The following is a 22,892-nucleotide window of genomic DNA, read 5'->3' as shown; positions in this document are numbered from 1 at the left end:
CGGTGTTGATCCACTGGAGCTAGGGTCGGTACATGGAATTCCGACACCTGGGCCGTTCCGGCCTGATGGTCAGCGAGATCTCGTACGGCAACTGGATCACCCACGGTTCGCAGGTCGAGGAGGACGCGGCGTTCGCCTGCGTGCGGGCCGCTCTCGACGCGGGGATCACCACCTTCGACACCGCCGACGGGTACGCCGGGGGTCGAGCCGAGGACGTGCTCGGCCGGGCGCTGCAGAACGAGCGCCGTGAAAGCCTGGAGATCTTCACCAAGGTCTACTGGCCGACCGGACCCAGCCGCAACAACCGTGGCCTGTCCCGCAAGCACATCATGGAGTCGATCAACGGCTCGCTGCGCCGACTGCGCACCGACTACGTGGACCTCTACCAGGCCCACCGCTACGACAACAGCACCCCGCTGGAAGAGACGATGGAGGCGTTCGCCGACGTCGTCCACTCCGGCAAGGCGCACTACATCGGCGTCTCCGAGTGGACCGCCGCCCAGCTGCGCGCCGCCTACCCGCTCGCCCGGGAGCTGCACATCCCGCTCATCTCCAACCAGCCGCAGTACTCGCTGCTCTGGCGGGTCATCGAGGCCGAGGTCGTGCCGGCCAGCGAGGAGCTGGGCATCGGGCAGATCGTCTGGTCGCCGATGGCTCAGGGCGTGCTCTCCGGCAAGTACCTGCCGGGCCAGCCGCCGCCGGCCGGTTCCCGCGCCACCGACGAGAAGTCGGGCAAGGGCTTCATCTCCCGCTTCATGAACGACGACGTGCTGACCCGGGTCCAGCAGCTCAAGCCCCTCGCCGAGCAGGCCGGGCTCAGCATGGCCCAGCTCGCCGTGGCGTGGGTGTTGCAGAACCCGAACGTCTCCTCGGCGATCATCGGCGCGTCCCGCCCGGAGCAGGTGCACGACAACGTGAAGGCAGTCGGTGTGAAGCTCGACGCCGACCTGCTCAAGGCGATCGACGACGCCGTCGAGCCGATCGTCGAGCGGAACCCGGCGAAGACCGAGTCCCCCGCGCAGCGTCCCTGACGCCGTTCCGGCCCGGCCGGCGCGAACACCTCGCGCCGACCGGGCCGGGTCAGGTCAGGTCCGTCTGGTCGCCGGGTCAGGTCAACCCTGCCTGGTCACCGGTCACCGGTCACCGCCAGAAGCGGATCAGCTCCAGGCCGGTGGCGTAGAGCCACGACGGCAGACCGAGCAGGTCACCGACCGCGAAGACCGCGTCGAAGAACCAACCGCCGATGCGCGGGTTCCACAGCAGCGCGAAGAGCAGGATGAAGCCGTACGGCGCGAACAGGTCGTACATCTTGCGCCACTGCGGGTTGAGCCACGGCTGGATCATGTTGCCGCCGTCCAGGCCGGGCACCGGCAGCAGGTTCAGCACACTGGCGGTGAGCTGGAGGAAGGCGAGCAACGCCACCCCGGCCCAGAACTCCACCGGACCATCCGACTGGGTGCCGAGCCGCACCGCCGCCACCAACACCAGCGTGAACAGCACGTTGGTCGCCGGGCCGGCGAGGCTGACCAGGGTGTGCCGCAGTCGGCCCGGGATGGCGTGCCGGTCCACCCAGACCGCGCCACCCGGCAGGCCGATACCGCCGAGCAGCACCACCACCACCGGCAGCACGATCGACAGCAACGGGTGGGTGTACTTCAACGGGTTGAGCGTCAGGTAGCCGCGATGGGCGATGTCCCGGTCGCCGGCCCGGTAGGCCACCACCGCGTGGGCGTACTCGTGCAGGCAGAGCGACACCAGCCAGCCGGACACCACGAAGAGGAACACGTTGAACCGGACGCTGCCGTACCCGTTCCAGGTCAGCACCCCGCTGACCGCGAAGAGCGCGACCAGGCCGAGGAAGACCGGGCTGGGCCGGAACGCCGCCTTGGGTACGCCGAGGACCAGCCCGTCACCGCCCGGGCGGTCGTAGGCCATCACTCGGCCGTGGGCAACAGGCTCATCCGGTACTCCACCCGGTCGTCCTCCACGAGCGCGACCGAGGTGACGCCGGACGCCGCGAGCTCCCGCCAGGCCTGACCGATCCAGGATTCGGCGTCGGCCTGGCTGCCGAACGACTCCGCCGGTCCCTCGACCGTCTGGCCGTCCGTGCCCTCGTACCGCCAGCTCCACGCCATGCCGCGTCTCCCCTCGCCGCTGAAGTCCCCGTGGGACGAACCCTCGCCAGCGTAGTCGGCCCGGCGCGCAACGGCCGCTCGCTCGCCCCGGCGGGACCGACGGGGTGGATCAATTCGATCGACGCCGGCCGGTACGGTGGCTCGGTGCTGACACGGGGAGTGCTGCTCGGCGACCGGTACCGGCTGGGCGAGCGGGTGGCGACGGGTGGGATGGGCGCGGTCTGGCGCGGCACGGACGTGCTGCTGGAGCGCGAGGTCGCGGTGAAGGTGCTGCTGCCGTCGCTGGTCGCCGATCCGGAGTTCACCGCCCGCTTCCGGGCCGAGGCGCGGATGCTGGCCGCGCTGCGGCACCCCGGCGTGGTCCCGGTGCACGACGTGGGGCAGGCCGCGCTCGACGACGGCAGCCAGGTCGACTACCTGGTGATGGAGTACGTCGAGGGCGAGCCGTTGTCCGCCCGGGTGCGCACGGTGGGGCGGCTGGATCCGGCCACCACCATGTCCGTGCTGGCCCAGGCCGCCGGCGCGCTGCACACCGCCCACCTCGCCGGCATCGTGCACCGGGACGTGAAGCCGGGCAACCTGCTGGTCAAGGCCGACGGCACTGTGGTGCTCGTCGACTTCGGCATCGCCCGGTCCCGCAACATGGCCGGGCTCACCGCCGCGAACATGGTGCTCGGCACCGCCTCGTACATGTCTCCCGAGCAGGCCACCGGGCAGCCGGTCTCGGCCGCCACCGACATCTACGCGCTCGGCGCGGTGGCGTACTTCTGCCTTGCCGGGCAGCCGCCCTTCCACGGTGACAACCCCCTCGCGGTGGCGCTGCGGCACGCCCAGGAGGACCCGGCGGCGCTGCCGGCGGACACCCCACCGGCGGTTGCCGCCGTGGTGACCCGCGCGCTGGCCAAGCGTCCGGAGGACCGGTTTGGCAGCGCGGCCGAGTTGGCCGCTGCCGCCGCCGATGCCCGCGACGCGACCCTGGCGAGCATTCCGGTCTCGGCCCGCCCACCGTGGGCGCTGGCCGCTCCCAGCTCCGGGACGCCCTCGGCCCTGCCGGTCACCCCGCCGGTCCCGACCCCCGCAGCGCCGACCCCCGCGCCGCCGACTCCCTCGGCCGGGCCGACGCCGACCGGGCAGCCCGCGCCGAGCGGGACCGCCGCCGCGCGCACGCCGGCAGGCTTCGCGGCCTCGCCGGTGAGCGAGCCCGGGTCGACCCGGGAGGACGTGTTGGGGAAGGGGTCGTCCGGCCGAGGGCGGCACCTGCTGGTCGGGGTCGGCGCTGTCGCTGTCGTCGCGCTGATCGCCGTGGCCGTGGCGGCCCTACGACCCGACGGGGAGCCGGGTGGGGCGGACAGTCCACCCGCGCTGGCCGGCGGGTCGGCGGCGGCCCCGGACGGCGGCGCGCTCCTCGACGGAGGTGCGAGCACCGCGGGGCCCTCACCGAGCGGCGTCCCGGGCGCCAGCCGCACCGCGTCCGCCGCGCCGACCGGCTCCGTCGCTGGGACCGACGCGCCGACCGCCGCCGGGGACCCACGCACCACGACGCCGGGCAGCACACCGACCGGTACGGCCAGCAGTCGACCGACGCCCAGCCGCACCCCGTCGGGCCGGCCCAACCCGTACACGGCAGCACAGGCGTGCGGCAGCGGCTACCAGGTGATCGACTCGGCGACGCTGACCGGCGGGGACGGGCAGCGCAAGGGCCGGGTCTTCCTGCTGTACCACGCGGGCACCGGCACCAACTGCGTGGTCACCCTCAAGGACAGCGCGGTCGGCGCGAAGTCGGCGGCCTCGGCGTACCTGGAGGTGCAGGGGCGGGCACGCAGCACCGACAGCGGGTCCTTCGAGTACTACGCCGGACCGGTGCGGGCCACCGCCGCCGGGACGTGCGTCAAGTGGGGCGGCTCCACCGGCGGGGTCAGTTACGGCAGTGGGTTCGAGCACTGCGACTGAACGACGGGCCGGCAGGCACCGCGACCCTGGGCGGCCTTAAGGTACGGGCATGTCCGTAGACGGGTGGAACACGGTCCTGGTGCTCGGCGGTATCCGGTCCGGCAAGTCCGAGTTCGCCGAGTCCCTGGTCACCGACGCGCCGGTGGTCCGCTACGTCGCCACCGCGCCCGAGGGCGACCCGGAGGACACCGAGTGGGCGACCCGGCTGGCGGCGCACCGCGCCCGACGGCCGGGCAGCTGGACCACCGAGGAGACCACCGAGGACCCGCGCCGGCTGGCCGACGTGCTCGAGTCCGCCGAGCCCAACGAGATGCTGCTCGTCGACGACCTGGGCGGCTGGGTGACGGTGCTGCTCGACCCGGACCACCAGCCCGCCGACGACGTGGCGACCATCGCCGAGCTGGCCGAGGCGATCCGCGGGTGTGCCGCCCGGGTGGTGCTGGTGAGCCCCGAGGTGGGGCTGTCGCTGGTGCCGACCACCCCGCTGGGCCGGGCGTTCACCGACGCGTTGGGAGCGGCCAACCGCGCGGTCGCCGACGCCTGCGACGCGGTCGTACTGGTCGTCGCCGGTCAGCCGGTCTGGCTCAAGTCGGTCGCCACCGCGACCGAGCCGGCCGCTCCCGCCACCGTGACCACGCCGACTGTCGCTGCCAGCCCAACGGTGACGAGCCTGGCCGACGCCGAGCCCACCCCCGAGGTGCAGCTGCCCGACGTGCTGACCCACACACCGCCGGCCATCCCGACCCAGGAGCCGGGCAACGCCTGGGCCGCGCCGACCATGGCGTTGCCGATGGTGTCCACCGGGCTGGTCATCCAGCCCGGCATGGAGCTGCCGATGCCCGACGAGTACGCCGGCCCGCAGGCGGTCGACCGGCTGACCACGCTGGACGTACCGGGCGCCGGGCTGGGCGTACTGGACCGGGTGGTGGGCTTCGCCGCCGCCACCCAGGGCACCTCGACCCCCGCCCCCTGGGGCTCGGTGCGGGTGCTGCTGCTGCACGGCGACCACGCCGGCGGGGCGGCGGCCGGCACCGTCGCCGGTGAATCGGCGCGCCGCGCCGCACAGGCCCGCGCCGGCCAGGGCGCGTTGGCACGGCTGGCCGCCGAGAGCGGCGCGAGTCTCCAGGTGGTGGACACTCCTGCCTCCGCGCCGATCGAAGACCAACCGGCCCTCGCGCCAGAGCAGGTGGAGTCCGCGCTGCGCTACGGCTGGCGGTTGGCCGAGCAGGCCGCCGACGCCGGCGTACAACTGCTGGTGCTCGGCGCGTGCGGCGCCGGCACCGAGGCGGCGGCCGCGGCGGTGCTCGCGGCGACCGCGGGCGCGGAGCCGCCCGCCGTGCTGGGTCGGGTGATCACCGACTCCGGCGAGATCGACGACGCGGCGTGGATGATCCGCTGCGCGGCGGTGCGCGACGCGTTGCACCGCACCCGACGCTCGTCGCGCGGCGCCAAGGACATCCTGGCCGAGCTGGGCGGCGGCGACGTGGCGGTGGCCACCGGCGTGCTGCTCGGCGCCACCGCCCGCCGGGTGCCGGTGCTGCTCGACGGGCCGGTCGGGTTGGCCGCCGGCATGGTGAGCCGCGACCTGGCCGGGCAGGCCCGGCACTGGTGCCTGCTGGCCGACCACGGCGGTCACCCGGCCGTACGGCTCGCCGCCGACGTGCTCGGCCTCACCCCGCTGCTCGACCTGCGGATGGATCTCGGCGAGGGCGCGAACGCGCTTGTCGCGCTGCCGCTGCTGCGCTCGGTGCTGGCGCTGTCCGCCGCGCTGCCGGTGCACCCGTCGCTGGCCGGCACGGACGACACCGACCCGGCCGCCGACGAGCCGGAGTCCACCGACCCGAGCTACGCCGACCCCGATCTCACCGAGCCGGACTCGACCGAGCCCGACTTCGCCGAGCCGGAGCCGGCCGGGCCGGGCCCGGCCAGCACCGGAGCGGACGAGCAGCCGGCGACGGGCTGGCGTGCCGGCTGAGCCACGGCTGCTCGCGGGAGCCCGGCTGGCGGTCACCACGTTCACCACGCTGCCGGTGCGGGCCGGGCGCATCGACCGCCCGGTCGCCGGCACGGCGATGGCCCTCGCCCCGGTGGTCGGCGCGCTGCTCGGCGCCCTGCTGGCCGGTGTGCTGCTGCTGGCCGGGGCGCTCGCCCCACCACTGGTGGCGGCCGGTGTGACAGTCGGCGTCGCCGCGCTGCTCACCCGGGGGCTGCACCTGGACGGGCTGGCCGACACCGTGGACGCGCTCGGCTCGTACCGGCGGGGCGCGGCCGCCCTGGAGATCATGAAGAAGCCGGACGTCGGCCCGTTCGGGGTGGTCGCCCTGGTGGTCGTCCTCCTGGTGCAGGCGGCGGCGCTCGCCGACCTCGCCGGTCGGTCCTGGCCGGCGTGCCTCGCGGCGGTGGTCGCGGCGACCGCGGCCGGGCGGCTCGGCGTCACGGTGGCCTGCCGGCGGGGAGTGCCGGCGGCCCGTCCCGACGGGCTGGGCGCGCTGGTCGCCGGCACTGTCGGCCCGGTGGCAGTGGCCGCCGGCGCGGTCGCCGTCGTGCTGCTGGCGGTGCCCACGGTGCCGGGTCGTCCATGGCAGGGGCCGCTGGCCGTCGTCGCCGCGATCGCCGTCGCGCTACCGCTGCTCAACCACGTGGTACGCCGCCTCGGCGGGATCACCGGCGACGTCCTGGGCGCGACCGTCGAGGTGGTCACCACGCTGGTCTACCTGGGTCTGGTGCTGTCCGGCTGAACCGGCCCCGGCGGGCCGGGTAGCGTTCGGCTCGACAACACCGGCGCGGCCACCGGGGGATCCCACCATGCTCATCACGGACGACTTCCTGCCCGTTCCGGTGCCGGAGTCGCTCAGCGCGACCTACCTGGTGCCGATGGCGGGGCTACCGAAGGTCAGTGCGAAGACCGCGGTGGCGGCCCTGACCGGCCGGCTGGCCGAGCCGGTGCACGGGCTGGCCCGGCAGATGCTCGACAGCCCGCTGATGAGCGTCGACACCCGGCCGATCACCGAGTTCCCCGAGCTGCCACCGGACCTGCTCACCGCGTTCGGTGCCACCAAGGAGCAACTGGACCGGCTGGCGGCGGCGACGCACCTGGTGGTCGTACAGGCCGAGTACCGGCCCGGTTGGCCACCCGCGCACGAGTGGGCCGCCCGGGCGGTCGCGGCCGCCGTGGCGGAATCCGTCGGAAGCGACGTGGTGGACGTCTTCGGCCTCCAGTTCCTCGACCCGGCGACCGCGTTGCGCTCCCTCCCCGACGAGCAGGGCCGCATCCGCCTTGTCGACTGGGTGCTGGTGCCGTACTCGTCGGACACCGAGGGCCTGTGGTTCACCACCAAGGGGCTGCGCCGCTTCGGTCTGCTCGAGTTGCAGACCCAGGGGGTGCCGGACCACCTCACCCGCGCCTGGGGTGCGGTGATGACCGGGGCGGCCCGCCGACTGCTGCGGGACTGGACCGACGGGCTCACCGGCGAGGAGGTGCCGGCGTTCGTGCAGCTGCCCGTACTGGCCACGGTCACCGGCCACGACATCGCGGTGGCGTACGGCAACCCGGAGCAGCACGGCGCCACCGCCCCGGTGCTGCTCCGCCTCGAACTGGACCCGGCGACCGACCCGGAGGCCGACTCGTTCCTCAGCCTGCGCCCGCCGGCCGGGCACCCCGGCCCGGACGGGCGCTACTACGCCGCCGCCTGCGCGACCCTGTTCTCCGGGATCCAGCCGGACGTGCGCTACGCCCGCTCCGGTGACGCGATGAGCCGTGCGGTCGCCACCGCCCGGGCCGCGCTGGACGACGCGCGGGCCCGGTTCGTCGCCGGCCAGTTCCCCACCGAGTCACAGCTGGTGGTGAAGTACGGCCTGCCCGGGGACGACGGCCCGGAGTACGTCTGGGCGGGCGTCACCACGTGGGAGACCCCGGAACGCATCGTCGGCGTGAGCGCCAGCGACGCCAACACCGACCAGAGCGTGCGCATCGGCGCCCCCGTGGTCGTGGAGACGTCCGACGTGGTCGACTGGGCCGTCCTGGACGCCACAGGCGTCATAGAAGGCGGCTGGACCCAGGCAGTCCTGGATTCAGGCGAACCCCCAACCCCCTCCCGCTGACCCCCACCCAACCCGCCCCACTCCCGGTCCGCCCGGCTACCTCTCCGCGTTGATCATGAAGTTGTTGCCACCGCCGTCGGCGTGTCGTGGCAATAACTTCATGATCAACCGGGTCTGGGGGTGGGGGGTGGGGGTGGGGTTACTTCACTGAGGGGGTTACGAAGGGGGGTTTGGTCAGCTTCAGGGGGGCTCGGCGGCCTCGGATGTCGATCTCGACCTCGTCGCCGTCGGTCAGGTTGGCGTCGGTGTTCAGCAGGGCCAGCGCGATGCCCTGTTTGCGGGTTGGGGAGAAGGTGCCGCTTGTCACCTCACCCACCTGCGTGTCGCCGACGTGCAGGGTCATGCCGGGCCGCGGGATGGCCCGGTCGACGGCCACCAGGCCGCGCAGCGTACGCCGGGGGCCGGCGGCCTTCTCGGCGAGCAACGCGTCGCGGCCCCAGAAGGCCGGCTTGTCCCAGCCGACCGCCCAGCCGGAGCGGGCCTGCACCGGGCTGATGTCCAGGGAGAGGTCCTGCCCGTGCAGCGGGTAACCCATCTCGGTCCGCAGCGTGTCCCGGGCGGCCAGCCCGCAGGCGCGCAGCTCGAACGCCGCGCCGGCGGCGAAGAGCGCATCCCAGACGGTGACCGCGTGCTCCGCCGGCACCACCAGCTCGTAGCCCAGCTCACCCGTGTAGCCGGTACGGCAGACGGTCAGTTCCACCCCGGCCAGGCTCGCGGCGGAGAAGCTCATGTAGCCGTGTTCGGTGGGCAGGTCCAGGGCGGCAAGCAGCTCGGCCGAGCGCGGGCCCTGCACGGCCAGCACTGCGTACGCCTCGTGCTCGTCGGTGACTGTCACCTGCGCGGGAGCGGCGGCGCGCAACCGGCGCACCACCTCGGCGGTGTTCGCCGCGTTCGGGATGAGGAAGACGTGGTCGTCGGCGTAGAGGTAGGCGATGATGTCGTCCACCACACCGCCGGTGGCGTCGTCGCAGCAGAGCGTGTACTGCGCCCGGCCCGGACCGATCCGGCCCAGGTCGTTGCTGAGGCAGGAGTTGACGAAGTCGGCCGCGCCAGGGCCGCTCACCCGGGCCTTGCCCAGGTGTGACACGTCGAAGACCCCGACCGCCGTACGCACCGCGGTGTGCTCCTTGAGCACTCCGCCGCCGGCGTACTCCAGGGGCATCTCCCAGCCCCCGAAGGGGGCGAACTTGGCTCCGGCGGCGGTGTGCCGCTCGTGCAGCGGGGAACGGCGCAGCCGGGTCGCGGCGGCGTCGGAGGTCACGTCGGTCATGGGTGGCAACTTACCGGGGGCAACGTCGCTGGTTAGCATCGGCGGGAGCCCGCTGGCGCTGTCGGCGGGACAGCCATGACGTCCGGCGGGTAGGTTCCGCCGGAGACCTTCACCGCTGGTACGCGACGCCGCGACCGGCCCGGCCCGCCCGGAGTAGCTTCAGTGACTTCACCCCGCACCACCAACCTGAGCCTGGTCGACACCGACCCGGCCGAGCTCGCCGTCGACGCGATCGTGATCGGCGTGCACAGCCAGACCGGAGAGCAGGGCGCCACCAGCGGCCTCGCCGGCACCCTGCTGCTCGCCAGCGGCGCGGAGAGCATCGCGGCCGCGTTCGACGGCAAGCTGACCGAGACCCTCGCGCTGCTCGGCGCGACCGGCGGGGCGGGTGAGGTCATCAAGCTGGCCACGCTGGGCACCGTGACCGCCCCGCTGGTCACCGCGGTCGGGCTCGGCCCGGAGCCGTCGGGTGCCGCCCCGGCCCCGGAGACGCTGCGCCGGGCCGCTGGTGCGGCGATCCGGGCCCTGGCGGGCGCACCCACTGTCGCGCTGGCGCTGCCGCTGCCGGACGACGCGGACGCGTCGGCCGAGCTGCGCGCGGTCGCCGAGGGCGCGCTGCTGGGTGGGTACCGGTTCGCCGGTTACAAGACCCGACCCCAGCCGACCCGGCGGGAGCCGGTTGCCGAGGTGCTCATCGCGGTGCCGGACGCCGCCGACGCGAGCGCCCAGGCGGAGATCGCCCGGGCGCAGGCGGTGGCGGGCGCGGTCCGGCTCAGCCGGGACTGGGTGAACACCGCGCCGAACGAGCTGCGTCCGCCGTCGTTCGCCGACGCGGTCGCCAGCGCGGCGCGCGAGGCGGGCCTCGGCGTCGAGGTGCTCGACGAGGCGGCGCTGGCCGCCGGCGGCTACGGCGGCATCGTCGCTGTCGGGCAGGGCTCGGAGGCCCCGCCGCGGCTGGTGAAGCTGACCTACACCCCGCAGGACGGCGGCAACGGCAAGCGGGTCGCACTGGTCGGCAAGGGCATCACCTTCGACACCGGCGGCATCTCGATCAAGCCGGCGCAGGGCATGTGGGAGATGAAGTCCGACATGGCGGGCGCCGCCGCGGTGGGCGCGGCCATGCTGGCGATCGCCGCGCTGAAGCCGACGGTGGCGGTCAGCGCGTACCTGCCGATGGCGGAGAACATGCCGTCGGGCACCAGCTACCGGCCGGGTGACGTGATCACCATGTTCAACGGCAAGCGGGTCGAGGTGCTCAACACCGACGCCGAGGGCCGGATGATCCTGGGCGACGCCATCGCCCGCGCCTGCGCGGACGGCACCGACTACCTGTTCGAGACCTCCACGCTGACCGGCGGCCAGGTCATCGCGCTGGGCAAGCGGATGGCCGGCGTGATGGGCACCCCGCAGCTGTGCGACCGGGTGAAGGTGGTCGGCGACTCCGTCGGCGAGCCGGCCTGGCCGATGCCGCTGCCCGACGACGTCCGTAAGGGCATGGAGTCGGATGTGGCGGACATCTCGCAGGTCAACGCCGGGATGGACCGGGCCGGTCACATGCTGCAGGGCGGCGTGTTCCTGCGCGAGTTCGTGACCGACGACGTGGCGTGGGCGCACATCGACATCGCCGGGCCGGGCTACCACTCGGGTGAGCCGACCGGCTACTGGACCAAGGGCGGCACCGGTGTTCCGGTCCGCACGCTGGTGCAGCTCGTCGAGGATGTCGCCACCAACGGCTGACGGGACACGCGAAAGGGGCCCCTGCTCAAAGGGGGCCCCTTTCGCGCGTCTCAGTACAGCTCGGGGCGACGCTTGCGGCGCTCGTTGAAGTCGCGCATCCGCTGCGGGTAGCCCATCAGCCGGACGTCGTACACCGGGATGCCCATCCGGTACGCGAAGCGCCGGGCGCCGTCCGGGCCGTCGATGCGCCGGCGGGTCCACTCCCCGTCGTCGGCGATCAGGATGACGGTCGTCTCCGTCACCGTCGTGCGGGGTTCGATGTACGCCTCGACGCCGCGCCGACTCCGGATGAAGTTCTCCAAATGGTCCAGATCGCCGCGACTCGCGGCACGGTCATGGCTCGGCACAGCCGCCTGTTTGCGGCGCCGGAACAAGCCCACCGGATCTCTCCCCCACGTTGCGTCATCGACGACGGTGCCAAGGGTACGTGTCGATGACGTGTCGTTGGGCACCTCAGTACGCACCCTGTGCCCAGTGGTGACAAGATGACCGAGGTGGGGTGTGTCCGTGTTACATCCCCGTGACCCCCGATGCAGCGACGCGACCTGGGAGTTGGACGTGAGCGAGCCGAACGAAGCGACCTTCGACATTGTCATTCTCGGAGGTGGCAGCGGCGGCTACGCGACCGCGCTGCGCGCCGTCCAGCTGGGCCTGAAGGTCGCGCTGGTCGAGAAGGGCAAGCTCGGGGGCACCTGCCTGCACAACGGCTGCATCCCGACGAAGGCCCTGCTGCACGCCGCCGAGATCGCCGACCAGGCCCGCGAGTCGGAGCAGTTCGGCGTGAAGGCCGAGCTGATCGGCATCGACATGGCCGGGGTCAACTCGTACAAGGACGGCGTGATCGCCCGCCTGTACAAGGGCCTGCAGGGCATGTTGAAGGGCAACAAGGGCATCACGATCGTCGAGGGCGCCGGCAAGCTGGTCGGCAAGAACGTGGTCGAGGTGGACGGCAAGCGCTACACCGGCCGCAACATCGTCCTGGCCTCCGGTTCGTACGCGAAGAGCCTGCCCGGCCTGGAGGTCGACGGCGAGCGGATCATCACCAGCGACCACGCCCTCACGATGGACCGGGTGCCGTCGTCGGTGATCGTGCTCGGTGGCGGCGTGATCGGCGTCGAGTTCGCCAGCGTGTGGAAGTCCTTCGGCGTGGACGTGACGATCGTCGAGGCGCTGCCCCGGCTGGTCGCCGCCGAGGACGAGGAGTCGTCCAAGGCGCTGGAGCGGGCGTTCCGCAAGCGGAAGATCAACTTCAAGGTCGGCAAGCCGTTCGAGAAGGTCGAGAAGACCGAGGGCGGCGTCAAGCTGACCATCCAGGGCGGCGAGACCGTCGAGGCGGAGCTGCTGCTGGTCGCCGTCGGTCGCGGCCCGAACACCGCCAACCTCGGGTACGAGGAGCAGGGCGTCAAGATGGACCGCGGCTACGTGCTGACCGACGAGCGGCTGCGCACCAGCGTGCCGAACGTCTACGCCGTCGGCGACATCGTGCCGGGCCTCCAGCTCGCGCACCGGGGCTTCCAGCAGGGCATCTTCGTGGCCGAGGAGATCGCCGGGCAGACCCCCGCCGTGATCGACGAGGTCGGTATCCCGCGCGTCACCTACTGCGACCCGGAGCTGGCGTCGGTGGGTCTCACCGAGGCCAAGGCCAAGGAGCAGTACGGCGCCGACAAGGTCAAGACGTACAACTACAACCTGGGTGGCAACGGCAAGAGCCAGATCCTCAAGACCACCGGCTTCGTGAAGCTGGTCCGGGTCGAGGACGGCCCGGTGGTCGGCGTGCACATGATCGGCGCCCGGGTCGGTGAGCTGATCGGTGAGGCGCAGCTCATCTACAACTGGGAGGCGTACCCGGCCGAGGTCGCCCAGCTCGTGCACGCCCACCCGACCCAGAACGAGGCCCTGGGCGAGGCGCACCTGGCCCTCGCCGGCAAGCCGCTGCACGCGCACGCCTGATCATCCAAACCGCGGCGTCCGGCGACGGGCGAAGATCCCACCAGGGGAATGAAGGAGTCTCAGAAAATGCCGGTATCGGTCACCATGCCCCGGCTCGGCGAGAGCGTCACCGAGGGCACCGTCACTCGCTGGCTCAAGCAGGAGGGCGACACGGTCGAGGTTGACGAGCCCCTGCTCGAGGTCTCGACCGACAAGGTCGACACCGAGATCCCGTCGCCCGCTGCGGGCGTGCTGAGCCGGATCGTGGTCGGCGAGGACGAGACCGCCGAGGTCGGCAGCGAGCTGGCCGTCATCGCCGGTGAGGGCGAGTCGACCGGCGGTGGCGAGGCCGCCCCGCAGGAGCAGGCCCCGGCCGAGTCGGTCGAGCCGGCCGCCGAGCCGACGGCCGCCGCCGAGGGCACCGCCGACGAGGTGGCCCAGGACGAGGCCCCGGCCGAGGCACCGGCTCCGGCCGCCGCCTCGTCGGGCGAGGGCACCGCGGTGAAGATGCCCGCCCTGGGCGAGAGCGTCACCGAGGGTACTGTCACCCGCTGGCTCAAGCAGGTCGGCGAGACCATCGAGGTCGACGAGCCGCTGCTGGAGGTCTCCACCGACAAGGTGGACACGGAGATCCCGTCGCCGGTCGCCGGCACGGTGCTGGAGATCAAGGTCGCCGAGGACGAGACCGCCGCGGTCGGCGCCGACCTGGCGATCATCGGCGTTGCCGGTGCGGCCCCCGCCCCGGCGCAGCCCGAGCCGAAGCCCGAGCCGAAGGCGGAGGCCAAGCCGGCGCCGAAGGCCGAGCCGAAGCCGGAGCCGAAGGTCGAGGAGCCGACCCCCGGCATGTCGTACAACGAGCCCGCCGCGGAGACCGAGAGCTCGGCGCAGCCGGCGAAGACCGAGCAGGCCGCGCAGCCGGCCTCGTCGACCTCGACGCCGCCTCGCCCGTCCGCCCCGGCACCGGGTGCTGGCGAAGAGGCCGCCGGCTACGTGACCCCGCTGGTGCGCAAGCTGGCCGGTGAGCACGGCGTCGACCTGGCCGCGCTCAACGGCACCGGCGTGGGTGGTCGGATCCGCAAGCAGGACGTGCTGGAGGCCGCCGAGAAGGCGAAGGCCGCCAAGGCCGCTCCGGCTCCGGCTCCGGCGGCCGCTCCCGCCGCCGCCGCGCCCCCGGCCAAGCCGGCCGCGAAGCCGCAGCCGAGCGCCAAGCGGGGCACCACGGAGAAGCTGCCGCGGATCCGGGCGACGATCGCCAAGCGGATGCAGCAGTCGCTGCACGAGACGGCGCAGCTGACCACTGTCGTCGAGGTCGACGTCACCAAGGTCGCCAAGCTGCGGGTCCAGGCGAAGGAGTCGTTCCAGGCCAAGCACGGCGTGAAGTTGTCCTTCCTGCCGTTCTTCGCCCTGGCCGCCATCGAGGCGCTGCAGACCCACCCGATCATCCAGGCCAGCATGGACCTGGACGGCGGCACGATCACCTACCCGGCCGCCGAGCACCTCGGCATCGCCGTGGACACCGAGCGCGGGCTGCTCGTGCCGGTCATCCACAACGCCGGTGACCTCAACATGGGCGGCATCGCCAAGCGGATCGCCGACCTGGCCGAACGCACCCGGGCCAACAAGATCACCCCGGACGAGATGGCCGGGGCCACCTTCACGCTGACCAACACGGGCAGCCGGGGCGCGCTCTTCGACACCCCGATCGTGCCGTCGCCGCAGTCGGCGATGCTCGGCACGGGTGCCGTGGTGAAGCGTCCGGTCGTGGTCAACGACCCGGAGCTGGGCGAGGTCATCGCGGTCCGGTCGATGGTCTACCTGGCCATGTCCTACGACCACCGGCTGATCGACGGTGCCGACGCGGCCCGCTTCCTGACCGCGGTCAAGGAGCGGCTGGAGGCCGGCAACTTCGACTCGGAGCTGGGCCTGGCCTGATCCACCCGCAACGCCGAAAGGGCGCCCCGGTCGTCGACCGGGGCGCCCTTTCCGTCTGCGGTCCTCAGCCCTTGAGCAGCGCGGTCGAGACCTGCCAGAGCCGCTCGGCGGCCTCCGGGTCCAGCGCGTAGTCGGCGACGCCCGTCCGCCCACCGGGCTGGGCGGGGGCAGCCTGCTGACAGTCCTCGAAGTAGCGTCCGCCCACGCCGTCGAGCAGCGGCGAGGCGGCGACCAGCACGGAGGTGGCGGCACCCTGTTCGACGGTCTTCCAGGCCGCCGCGTTGCCCGCGCGCAACCGCGCCAACTCCTCCTCGCTCACGTAGCGCTGGAGGTTGGTCCGGATCGCGCCGGGCATCAGCGAGTTGGTGAGGATGCCGTCGTCGGCCCAGCGCCGGGTGGCCTCCACGGCGAACAGCACGTTGGCCGTCTTGGACTGCCCGTACGCCTGCCACGGCTCGTACTCCCGCTTGTCGTACTGGATGTCCTCGAAGACCACCGGTGAGCGCAGGTGGGCGGCGGAGCTGACCGAGACGATCCTGGCCCCGTCGCCGGCGGCGAGTGCCTGGCGCAGCCCGGTGGCGAGCGCGAAGTGCCCCAGGTGGTTGGTGGCGAACTGCATCTCCCAGCCCTGCGGGGTGCGGGACAGCGGTGCGGCCATGATGCCGGCGTTGTTGACGAGGATGTGCAGCGGACCGTCCCAGTTGGCCACGAAGTCGGCGACGGAACCCTGGTCGGCGAGGTCGAGCGGGGCGACTAGGACGCGGTCGTTGCCGGTGGTGCCGGTGATGTCGTTCGCGGCCTGCTGACCCGCGTCCGGGTTGCGGACGGCCAGTGTGACCTCCGCGCCGGCGCTGGCCAGGGCGCGGGCGGTCTCCACGCCGATCCCGGAGGACCCGCCGGTGACGATCGCCCGCCGCCCGACGAGGTCCACGCCCCGGATCACGTCCATGGCGGTGGAGTGATGGGCGAACGAAGTGGTGATCGGGTTGTTGGTCGTCATTGTCCATCCTTGTCCGGGGTGGGCGGACCGACCGGCCCGCTGCGAGAGGCCGCGGCCCCGGTGTTTCCCCGACCCGGGCCGGAGGTAACGCCGGACCCCCGTCGCCATCGCCGTTCGGGCCTCCGACCAGCCCGGACGCTGCCAGAGTGGGATCGTGGGCGGCTACCGGCGGGGCGGACAGCTGGGACCGGCCGTCCCGATCGCCCCGGGTGCCCGGGTGGACAAGTTCGAGGTCTTCTTCGACCTGGTCTTCGTCTTCTCGTTCTTCATCATCACCCGGGCCACCGCCGCGAACATCTCCAGCCGGCAACTGCTGCACGCCGGCCTGGTGCTCGCCGTGCTCTGGTGGATCTGGGTGGTACACAGCCTGGTCGCCACCCGGGTCCGGCTCGGCGAGGGCTACGTCCCGGTGCTCATGGTGATCGCGATGGTCGCCCTGTTCGCGTTCGCGCTGGCACTGCCACAGGCGTTCACCGACCCGAAGGGGAGCGCTGCCGGCCCGATGCTGGTGGCGATCAGTTACGTCGTGGTCCGCGGCATCCACTGGATCCTCTATCAGCACGTGGTGCGGGACAGCCCGCAGGAGCGGCGGCAACTGCGGCGGTTCGCCCCGGAGCTGGCGGTGAGCATCGTGCTGCTGCTGGCCGCCGCGCTCATCCCGCCACAGATCGCCGACCCCGACCAGGCCGCCATGATCCGCGACGGCCTGTGGATCGCCGTGGTGGTGGTGCAGTACGCCACCGGCTTCATCGTCGGGACCTGGGGTTGGGGGGTGACCAGCGCCGAGCACTGGACGGAGCGCTACGACCTCATCCTGATCATCGCGCTGGGCGAGTCGATCATCTCGACCGGCGTCGGCGGCAACCTGCTCGGCAAGCCGGTCACCTGGCCGGCGGTGGCCGCCGCCGCGCTCGGCATCGTCGTCACCGCCGCCCTCTGGTGGGCGCACTTCGACTTCATCGGGCCGGCCGCCCGGATCGCCCTGCACGCGGCGGAGGGCGGTCCCCGGGTGGCGATGGCCCGCGACGCGTACGCGTATCTCTACCTGCCGATGATCGCCGGGGTGATCCTCTTCTCGATCGGCAACGAGGAGGTCCTGCACAAGATCACCGACCCGGCCGGCGGAATCGCCGAGAAGGTCGAGGGGCCGGCGGTGCCAATGCTGTTCGGCGGGTTGATCTGCTATTTCGCCGTCAACCTGCTCTTTCAGTTACGCACCCTGCACACCGTCACGTGGACCCGCGTCGGCGTCCTCGTGGCGCTCACGGCGGCCCTCCCGGTCGGTCAGCACCTGCCGGCGCTGGGCGCGCTCACCCTCGCGACAGTGATCTGCGTGGCGCTGGTGGCCGTGGAGGTGATGGTGATGGCGCAATCCCGGCACGCCCTGCGAGCCGCCGTCTTCCAGGAGCGGACCAGCCACGAGGCCCACGAGGCCGCCTGGCGGGCGCGCTGGCACGACGTCCGGGAGACCGACGAACCGACCACGCCGTGATTCCCGGGTTTGGGGGCGTGGCCGGCCGGCCCTAGACTTCGGCGCAGCGTCGCAGTGCACCCGGCCCGAAGGCCGCCGTGGGCATGGAGGCGCGGGGACAGCATGGGACGAAACGTGCACCCAACCGGTTCACCGGCCGGCCGGCTCGCCGCCGTCGGCAATCAGATGATCGAGATCCACCTCTGGCTCAGCGCGGAACTGGCCCGGCTGCAGGCAAGCCTCGACACCCCGTCCCGGGACCTGCGGGCGCACTGCCTGACCTTCTGCGCCGCGCTCGGCCGACACCACACCGGTGAGGATGCGGGCGCGTTCCGGCTGCTGGCCGAGGAGGCCCCCGAGCTGCGCCCGGTCATCGACAACCTGATCACCGATCACGAGGTGGTGGCGGGGATCCTGGAACGGGTCGAGGCGCTGCTGGGCGGCGACGCGGCAATGCCGGTCGCCCAGGTGCGCGCCGAGTTGGGCGGGTTGGCCGCCCTGCTGGAGTCGCACTTCCGCTACGAGGAGAAGCGGCTGGTCACCGCCCTGAACGCGCTCACCGGTCGAACCGGAACGACCGAGGAACTGCTCGGCCTCACCGCACCCGGTGCCCTTCAGCCGGCCTCCGACCCCGGTGCGGTGCCGGACAGTCGCTCGTAGAAGCGGATCTTCTCCCGCAGGTGGTCGTACTGGCGCTGGAGCAGGCGCATCTGCTCCTCGACCCGCGCCGCGTGGTGGCACAGCAACTCGTGCCGCTCGTCGGTGGTGTGCTCGCCGTCGCGGGCCAGTTGCGCGTAGCGGCGCATCTGCGCGATCGGCATCCCGGTGTCGCGCAGGCAGCGGAACAGCACCAGCCAGCCGAGGTCGTCGTCGGTGAAGACCCGCTGCCCGCCTGCCGTCCGCTCCACGTCCGCGAGGAGGCCGATCTTCTCGTAGTACCGCAGAGTGTCGAGGCTGAAGCCGCTGCGGCGGGCGGCCTCCGAGGGGGCGTAACCGCTCATGTCGCGAGATGGTAGTGCTTGACCTGGAGCGCGCTCCAGGTTGGAGGCTGGTGACCATGACGACGACACGGACGCTGGGACGCAGCGGCATCACGGTGAGCGCGATCGGAATGGGGTGCTGGGCCATCGGCGGCCCGCTCTGGGGTGACGACGGGCAGCCGTTCGGCTGGGGCGAGGTGGACGACGACGAGTCGATCCGCACCATCCACCGGGCACTCGATCTCGGGGTGACCCTGTTCGACACCGCCAGCAACTACGGTGCCGGGCACAGCGAGCGGGTCCTCGGTCAAGCCCTGGCCGGGCGACGGGACAGCGTGGTGATCGCCACCAAGTTCGGCAACGTCAGCGAGGAGAGCACCCGGCGGGCGCTCGGCACCGACGCCAGTCCGGCCTTCGCGGTGCGCAGCCTGGAAGACTCGCTCCGCCGGCTCGGCACCGACCACGTCGACCTCTACCAACTGCACATCAACGCACTGCCGGTGCCCGCCGCGCTCGATCTGGTCGACACCCTGGAGGCCCTGGTCGACCAGGGCAAGATCCGGGCGTACGGCTGGAGCACCGACGACCCGGCCTCGGCCGAGGCGTTCGCGGCCGCCGGCCCGCACTGCGCGGCGATCCAGCACGACGAGTCGGTGCTGCGCGACAACGCGGCGGTGCTGGCGGTCTGCGACAAGCACGACCTGGCCAGCCTCAACCGTGGGCCGCTGGCGATGGGGTTGCTCACCGGGTCGACCCGGGCGGTCGGGGCGGACGATGTGCGCGGACGGGCACCGGAGTGGCTGGAATGGTTCACCGACGGCCGGCCGACGCCGCGCTGGGCGGCCCGGGTCGACCAGGTCCGCGCGGCGCTCACCGCAGACGGGCGCACCCTCGCACAGGGCGCGCTCGGCTGGCTGCTGGCCCGCAGCCCCCGTACCGTGCCGATCCCCGGCCTGCGCACGGTGGCCCAGGCCGATGAGAACCTGGCCACCCTGACGCTCGGCCCGCTGAGTGCCGAGTCGTACGCCGAGGTGGAGCGACTGCTCGCCGACCTGCGCCCGGCCCACGCGGCCTGACCACCGGGCCGGTCCACGCCCCGGGCGTTGTCACCGGAAGTCGTCCGCGTGCTCGGCGGCCCACTGCCGGAACGTGCGCCCGGGGCGTCCGGTCACCCGCTCGACGTCCGGGGCGACCCAGGCGTTGCCGTCGAGATACCGCCCCATCTCCAGGAACCACTCGATCACCTCGGCGGGATAGTGGTCCTTCCAGTACTCGCGGGCCTGCTCCGGGGTCAGTTCGTCGAAGCGCACCGGACGGCCGATCGCCTCGCCGATCATCCGGACCGCGTCCCGGCGACGGACCGGCTCCGGCCCCGTCGGTTGGTACACCCGACCGGCGTGGCCGTCCTCGGTCAGCGCGGCCACGATGACCGCTGCGATGTCCGCCTCGTGGACCAGCGCGCTGTTCCAGTCCCCGAATGGCGCCCGCACCACCCCCTCGGTGCGGATGCCGGCCGCCCACTCGCGGGTGTTCGCCATGAACTCGCCCGGGAAGACGTGCGTCCATTCCAGGCCCGAGTTCTCGACAGCCCGGTGCAGCGGCCGGTGCGGTGCCTCGAGCGGGTCGTCGTCGGCACGGCTCGGATCGTTGTGACCGAGGTGGGTGATCCGGCGGACGCCGGCCTTCCGGGCCAGCTCCAAGATCTCCGCACCGGTGCTCAGCGGCCCGTACCCGTCCATCGCGACCAGGTGCATCCGCGTCACGCCACGCAGCGCCGACGCCAGCGTGTGGGGCCTGGCGAAGTCGCCCCCCACCACCTCCACCCCGCTGGGCAGCGCGGTGGCCGCCGGCGACGCGGGATCACGGGTCAGCGCGCGTACGTCGTGGCCGGCGCTGACCAATTGTCGGACCACACTGCCTCCGACGGTCCCGGTCGCTCCGGTCACCAGGATCGGCATGGTTCCTCCTCAGGGATCGCCCGACGGCGGGCACGGCGAGCCGACCCCGCCAAACGGGAGCGCTCTCGGATGACTCATGGTCAGCCAGATCGATGCCGCAAGCAATCGCGAACATGGCATTCATGTTTGCCCTGACCTGCGGAAACGCGCTGACCGCCGACGGCGCGCGGCAGCCATTTTCGGCCCTGGGAACATTCGTTGACCTGCGCTTTCACGCCGCACAAGGATTCCGCGCACATTCGTTCGTCGAAACGCCCCCACCTTCGGCAGCCCCACGCATCCACCGGTGGCGTTCTGGACGAAGATGGGGGTATGCGGATCCTTCTGGCCGGCGCGTCCGGCTTCCTTGGCACCCGACTGGTCGACCTGCTCGTCCGCGACGGGCACGAGGTCACCCGCCTGATCCGTCGGGCGCCGGGCGGGCCGCAGGAGCGGCGGTGGGACCCGGCCGCGGGGCAACTCGACCCGGCCGTGGTCGCCGAGGCCGACGCCGTGGTCAACCTGGCCGGCGCGGGTGTCGGCGACAAACGCTGGAACGACGACTACCGCCGGTTGATCCGCACCAGTCGGGTGGACAGCACCACCACGCTGGCGACCACCATCGCCGGCCTGCCCGCCGCGGACCGACCCCGGGTGCTGCTCAACTCATCGGCCGTCGGCTGGTACGGCAACACGGGTGACCGGGCGGTCGAGGAGGACGCGCCGGCCGGCGAGGGCTTCCTGGCCGACGTCTGCCGGGTGTGGGAGGCCGCGACGCGGCCGGCCGAGGACGCCGGGGTACGCGTGGTCCGGCTGCGTACCGGTCTGCCGCTGCACCGCGAGGGCGGGCTGCTCAAGCCGCAACTGCTGCCGTTCAAACTGGGCATCGCCGGCCGGTTGGGCAGCGGCCGGCAGTGGCTGCCGTGGATCTCGATGGCCGACTGGCTGGACGCGACCCGCTTCCTGCTCGACCGCGACGACATCGCCGGCCCGGTCAACGTGGTGGGGCCGAACCCGGTCACCAACGCCGAGTTCACCCGCGAGCTGGCCCGGCAACTGCACCGCCCGGCGATCGTCCCGATCCCCGCGCTGGCACTCAAGGTGGTCCTCGGCGGCTTCTCCCACGAGGCCCTCACCAGCACCCGGGTCCTCCCCGGAGTCCTGACGAGAGCCGCGTACCCCTACCACCACCAGACCCTCCCCCAAGCCCTCCAAGCAGCCCTGACAACCCCCTAGACCCACCCCGCCTGCCCATCCTTGTTGATCAAGAGGTTTGCGTCAGATTCCGGCTTCCGGATGACGCAAACCTCTTGATCAACAGGGGCGAGGGGCGCAGCCCTCGGGCTTCAGTCTGCGCACTTCGGTGGTTCGGCCCTTGGCAGAATCGGCGGTCGGTGGGTCGTCGGCGGGCCGGCGTGGGCCGATGCTGGACCAATGGCGACCTTCTCCCTCCAGGCCACCCCTACCGACGCGGTGAGCTGGGCCGAGCTGGCCCGTCGGGCCGAGACCGCCGGCTTCGACGCTCTGCTCGCCGCGGACCACCCCGGCGACGTGACGTCACCGTTCGTGGCGCTGGCCGCCGCCGCCCCGGTCACCTCGACGATCGGGCTCGGCTCGTACGTGTCGAACCTCGGCGTACGGGAACCGATGCTGCTCGCGGCCGACGTGGCCACCCTCGATCTGATCTCCGGCGGACGGGCCCGGCTCGGTGTCGGCGCTGGTCACACCCCGGCGGAGTGGCGCGCGGTGGGCCGGGAACGCCCCGACGTGGCCGGCCGGGTCCGCCGTTGCGTGGCCGTCGCCGAGGCGGTCCGCGCCCTGCTCGACGGTGCCTCGGTCACCGTCGACTCGGCCGAGCTGACGATGCGCGAGGCGGTGCTGCGCGAACCCCGGCCGGTGCAGGAAAGGATCCCGCTGACGATGGGTACGGCGAACTCGACGCTGCTGCGCTGGGCCGGCGCGCACGCCGACGTGGTCGGGCTGACCGGCTTCGGACGTACCCTCGCCGACGGCCACCAGCATGAGGCGCGCTGGCGGGCCGACCAGATCGAGGCGCAGCTGGCCTGCGTGGCCGCCGGCGCAGCCGGCCGGTCCGACCCGCCTGCGCTGGAGGCGCTGGTGCAGACGGTGGTGGTCACCGACGACGCGGAGGCTGCCGCCGCGGAGCAGGCCCGGCGCAACGGCATGACCGCCGTCGAACTGCTGGCCACCCCGTTCGTGCTGATCGGCACGGTGGACGAGATCATCACGGCGGTCGCCGAGCACGAACGGCGCTGGGGGGTGACCCGTTTCGTGGTCCGCACCAATGCGCTGGAAACGCTAGAGCCGGTCCTGACCCGCCTAACCTGACCGGCCCCCCCAGCCCCCAGCCCCCAGCCCCCGCCGACAGCCCTGTTGATCAAGAGGTTTGCGTCAGATTCCGGCTTCCGGACGACGCGAACCTCTTGATC

At 72.6% G+C, this 22,892-nt stretch carries 20 protein-coding genes; 13 read left to right on the top strand and 7 right to left on the bottom strand.

Features of this window, described 5'->3' with window-relative positions; translation table 11 throughout:
- Window positions 1-32 precede the first annotated feature (32 nt).
- Window positions 33-1,031 (top strand): aldo/keto reductase family protein, encoded by a 999-nt coding sequence (locus GA0070561_RS28615; RefSeq protein ID WP_091407487.1) that lies wholly within the window; start codon window positions 33-35, stop codon window positions 1,029-1,031.
- A gap of 109 nt (window positions 1,032-1,140) precedes the next feature.
- Here the strand turns inward: GA0070561_RS28615 and GA0070561_RS28610 are convergent, their stop codons facing one another.
- Window positions 1,141-1,935 carry a site-2 protease family protein gene (locus GA0070561_RS28610; protein ID WP_091407484.1) on the bottom strand — a complete coding sequence of 265 codons (795 nt, stop codon included), beginning with the start codon at window positions 1,933-1,935 and terminating at the stop codon, window positions 1,141-1,143.
- Window positions 1,935-2,135 carry a hypothetical protein gene (locus tag GA0070561_RS28605; protein WP_091407482.1) on the bottom strand — a complete coding sequence of 67 codons (201 nt, stop codon included), beginning with the start codon at window positions 2,133-2,135 and terminating at the stop codon, window positions 1,935-1,937. The genes GA0070561_RS28610 and GA0070561_RS28605 overlap by 1 nt, the downstream gene beginning before the upstream one ends.
- Window positions 2,136-2,279: 144 nt before the next feature.
- Between GA0070561_RS28605 and GA0070561_RS28600 the strand changes: the two genes are divergently transcribed.
- From GA0070561_RS28600 to GA0070561_RS28585, 4 genes are all read left to right on the top strand, one after another.
- Window positions 2,280-4,085: a serine/threonine-protein kinase gene (locus GA0070561_RS28600; RefSeq protein WP_091408031.1), complete on the top strand. Its 1,806-nt coding sequence runs from the start codon at window positions 2,280-2,282 to the stop codon at window positions 4,083-4,085.
- Between the two features lie 49 nt (window positions 4,086-4,134).
- A complete protein-coding gene (locus tag GA0070561_RS28595; RefSeq protein WP_091407479.1) occupies window positions 4,135-6,060 on the top strand; it encodes a bifunctional adenosylcobinamide kinase/adenosylcobinamide-phosphate guanylyltransferase in 1,926 nt (641 codons plus the stop codon).
- The gene (locus GA0070561_RS28590) at window positions 6,050-6,823 is read left to right on the top strand and encodes an adenosylcobinamide-GDP ribazoletransferase (RefSeq protein WP_091407477.1); all 774 of its coding nucleotides are present in this window, start codon (window positions 6,050-6,052) and stop codon (window positions 6,821-6,823) included. The genes GA0070561_RS28595 and GA0070561_RS28590 overlap by 11 nt, the downstream gene beginning before the upstream one ends.
- Before the next feature lie 67 nt (window positions 6,824-6,890).
- Window positions 6,891-8,186: a DUF2314 domain-containing protein gene (locus tag GA0070561_RS28585; RefSeq protein WP_091407474.1), complete on the top strand. Its 1,296-nt coding sequence runs from the start codon at window positions 6,891-6,893 to the stop codon at window positions 8,184-8,186.
- Window positions 8,187-8,325: 139 nt separating this feature from the next.
- Here the strand turns inward: GA0070561_RS28585 and gcvT are convergent, their stop codons facing one another.
- Complete coding sequence (gcvT, locus tag GA0070561_RS28580; protein ID WP_091407472.1) at window positions 8,326-9,456, bottom strand: glycine cleavage system aminomethyltransferase GcvT; 1,131 nt, start codon at window positions 9,454-9,456, stop codon at window positions 8,326-8,328.
- A 162-nt stretch (window positions 9,457-9,618) separates the two neighbouring features.
- Between gcvT and GA0070561_RS28575 the strand changes: the two genes are divergently transcribed.
- Window positions 9,619-11,193: a leucyl aminopeptidase gene (locus GA0070561_RS28575; protein WP_091407469.1), complete on the top strand. Its 1,575-nt coding sequence runs from the start codon at window positions 9,619-9,621 to the stop codon at window positions 11,191-11,193.
- Between the two features lie 50 nt (window positions 11,194-11,243).
- Here GA0070561_RS28575 and GA0070561_RS28570 read toward each other — a convergent pair whose 3' ends face one another.
- Window positions 11,244-11,573, bottom strand: coding sequence for a hypothetical protein (locus GA0070561_RS28570; RefSeq protein WP_091407467.1), 330 nt, complete (start codon window positions 11,571-11,573; stop codon window positions 11,244-11,246).
- Between the two features lie 178 nt (window positions 11,574-11,751).
- On the opposite strand from GA0070561_RS28570, the gene lpdA reads away from it, so the two are divergent.
- Together lpdA and sucB are read left to right on the top strand one after the other, a co-directional pair.
- Window positions 11,752-13,143 carry a dihydrolipoyl dehydrogenase gene (gene lpdA, locus GA0070561_RS28565; protein ID WP_091407464.1) on the top strand — a complete coding sequence of 464 codons (1,392 nt, stop codon included), beginning with the start codon at window positions 11,752-11,754 and terminating at the stop codon, window positions 13,141-13,143.
- A gap of 66 nt (window positions 13,144-13,209) precedes the next feature.
- Window positions 13,210-15,054, top strand: a complete 1,845-nt coding sequence (gene sucB, locus GA0070561_RS28560) for a 2-oxoglutarate dehydrogenase, E2 component, dihydrolipoamide succinyltransferase (protein ID WP_091407462.1) — start codon at window positions 13,210-13,212, stop codon at window positions 15,052-15,054.
- A gap of 64 nt (window positions 15,055-15,118) precedes the next feature.
- Here the strand turns inward: sucB and GA0070561_RS28555 are convergent, their stop codons facing one another.
- On the bottom strand, window positions 15,119-16,054 hold the full coding sequence (locus GA0070561_RS28555; protein ID WP_091407460.1) for an SDR family NAD(P)-dependent oxidoreductase: 936 nt from the start codon (window positions 16,052-16,054) through the stop codon (window positions 15,119-15,121).
- Between the two features lie 154 nt (window positions 16,055-16,208).
- On the opposite strand from GA0070561_RS28555, the gene GA0070561_RS28550 reads away from it, so the two are divergent.
- Window positions 16,209-17,546 (top strand): low temperature requirement protein A, encoded by a 1,338-nt coding sequence (locus GA0070561_RS28550; protein WP_091407458.1) that lies wholly within the window; start codon window positions 16,209-16,211, stop codon window positions 17,544-17,546.
- A gap of 102 nt (window positions 17,547-17,648) precedes the next feature.
- Window positions 17,649-18,185: a hemerythrin domain-containing protein gene (locus tag GA0070561_RS28545; RefSeq protein WP_091407456.1), complete on the top strand. Its 537-nt coding sequence runs from the start codon at window positions 17,649-17,651 to the stop codon at window positions 18,183-18,185.
- Here GA0070561_RS28545 and GA0070561_RS28540 read toward each other — a convergent pair.
- Entirely contained in the window at window positions 18,140-18,526 is a 387-nt protein-coding gene (locus GA0070561_RS28540) for a MerR family transcriptional regulator (protein ID WP_091407453.1), read from the bottom strand. The genes GA0070561_RS28545 and GA0070561_RS28540 overlap by 46 nt on opposite strands.
- A gap of 56 nt (window positions 18,527-18,582) precedes the next feature.
- On the opposite strand from GA0070561_RS28540, the gene GA0070561_RS28535 reads away from it, so the two are divergent.
- Window positions 18,583-19,581, top strand: a complete 999-nt coding sequence (locus GA0070561_RS28535; protein WP_091408029.1) for an aldo/keto reductase — start codon at window positions 18,583-18,585, stop codon at window positions 19,579-19,581.
- A 30-nt stretch (window positions 19,582-19,611) separates the two neighbouring features.
- On the opposite strand, the gene GA0070561_RS28530 is transcribed toward GA0070561_RS28535, so the two are convergent.
- Window positions 19,612-20,463 carry an NmrA family NAD(P)-binding protein gene (locus GA0070561_RS28530; RefSeq protein ID WP_091407451.1) on the bottom strand — a complete coding sequence of 284 codons (852 nt, stop codon included), beginning with the start codon at window positions 20,461-20,463 and terminating at the stop codon, window positions 19,612-19,614.
- A gap of 312 nt (window positions 20,464-20,775) precedes the next feature.
- Here GA0070561_RS28530 and GA0070561_RS28525 point away from each other — a divergent pair, with 312 nt between their 5' ends.
- Window positions 20,776-21,678, top strand: coding sequence for a TIGR01777 family oxidoreductase (locus GA0070561_RS28525; RefSeq protein WP_091407449.1), 903 nt, complete (start codon window positions 20,776-20,778; stop codon window positions 21,676-21,678).
- A 198-nt stretch (window positions 21,679-21,876) separates the two neighbouring features.
- Window positions 21,877-22,791 carry an LLM class flavin-dependent oxidoreductase gene (locus GA0070561_RS28520; RefSeq protein WP_091407446.1) on the top strand — a complete coding sequence of 305 codons (915 nt, stop codon included), beginning with the start codon at window positions 21,877-21,879 and terminating at the stop codon, window positions 22,789-22,791.
- The last annotated feature ends 101 nt before the right edge of the window (window positions 22,792-22,892 follow it).

The organism is Micromonospora saelicesensis (genome assembly GCF_900091575.1).
In the GTDB taxonomy this organism is placed as follows: domain Bacteria; phylum Actinomycetota; class Actinomycetes; order Mycobacteriales; family Micromonosporaceae; genus Micromonospora; species Micromonospora saelicesensis.
The sequence above is the reverse complement of the archived record's forward strand: the minus strand, read 5'-3'. Positions and strand labels throughout refer to the sequence as shown.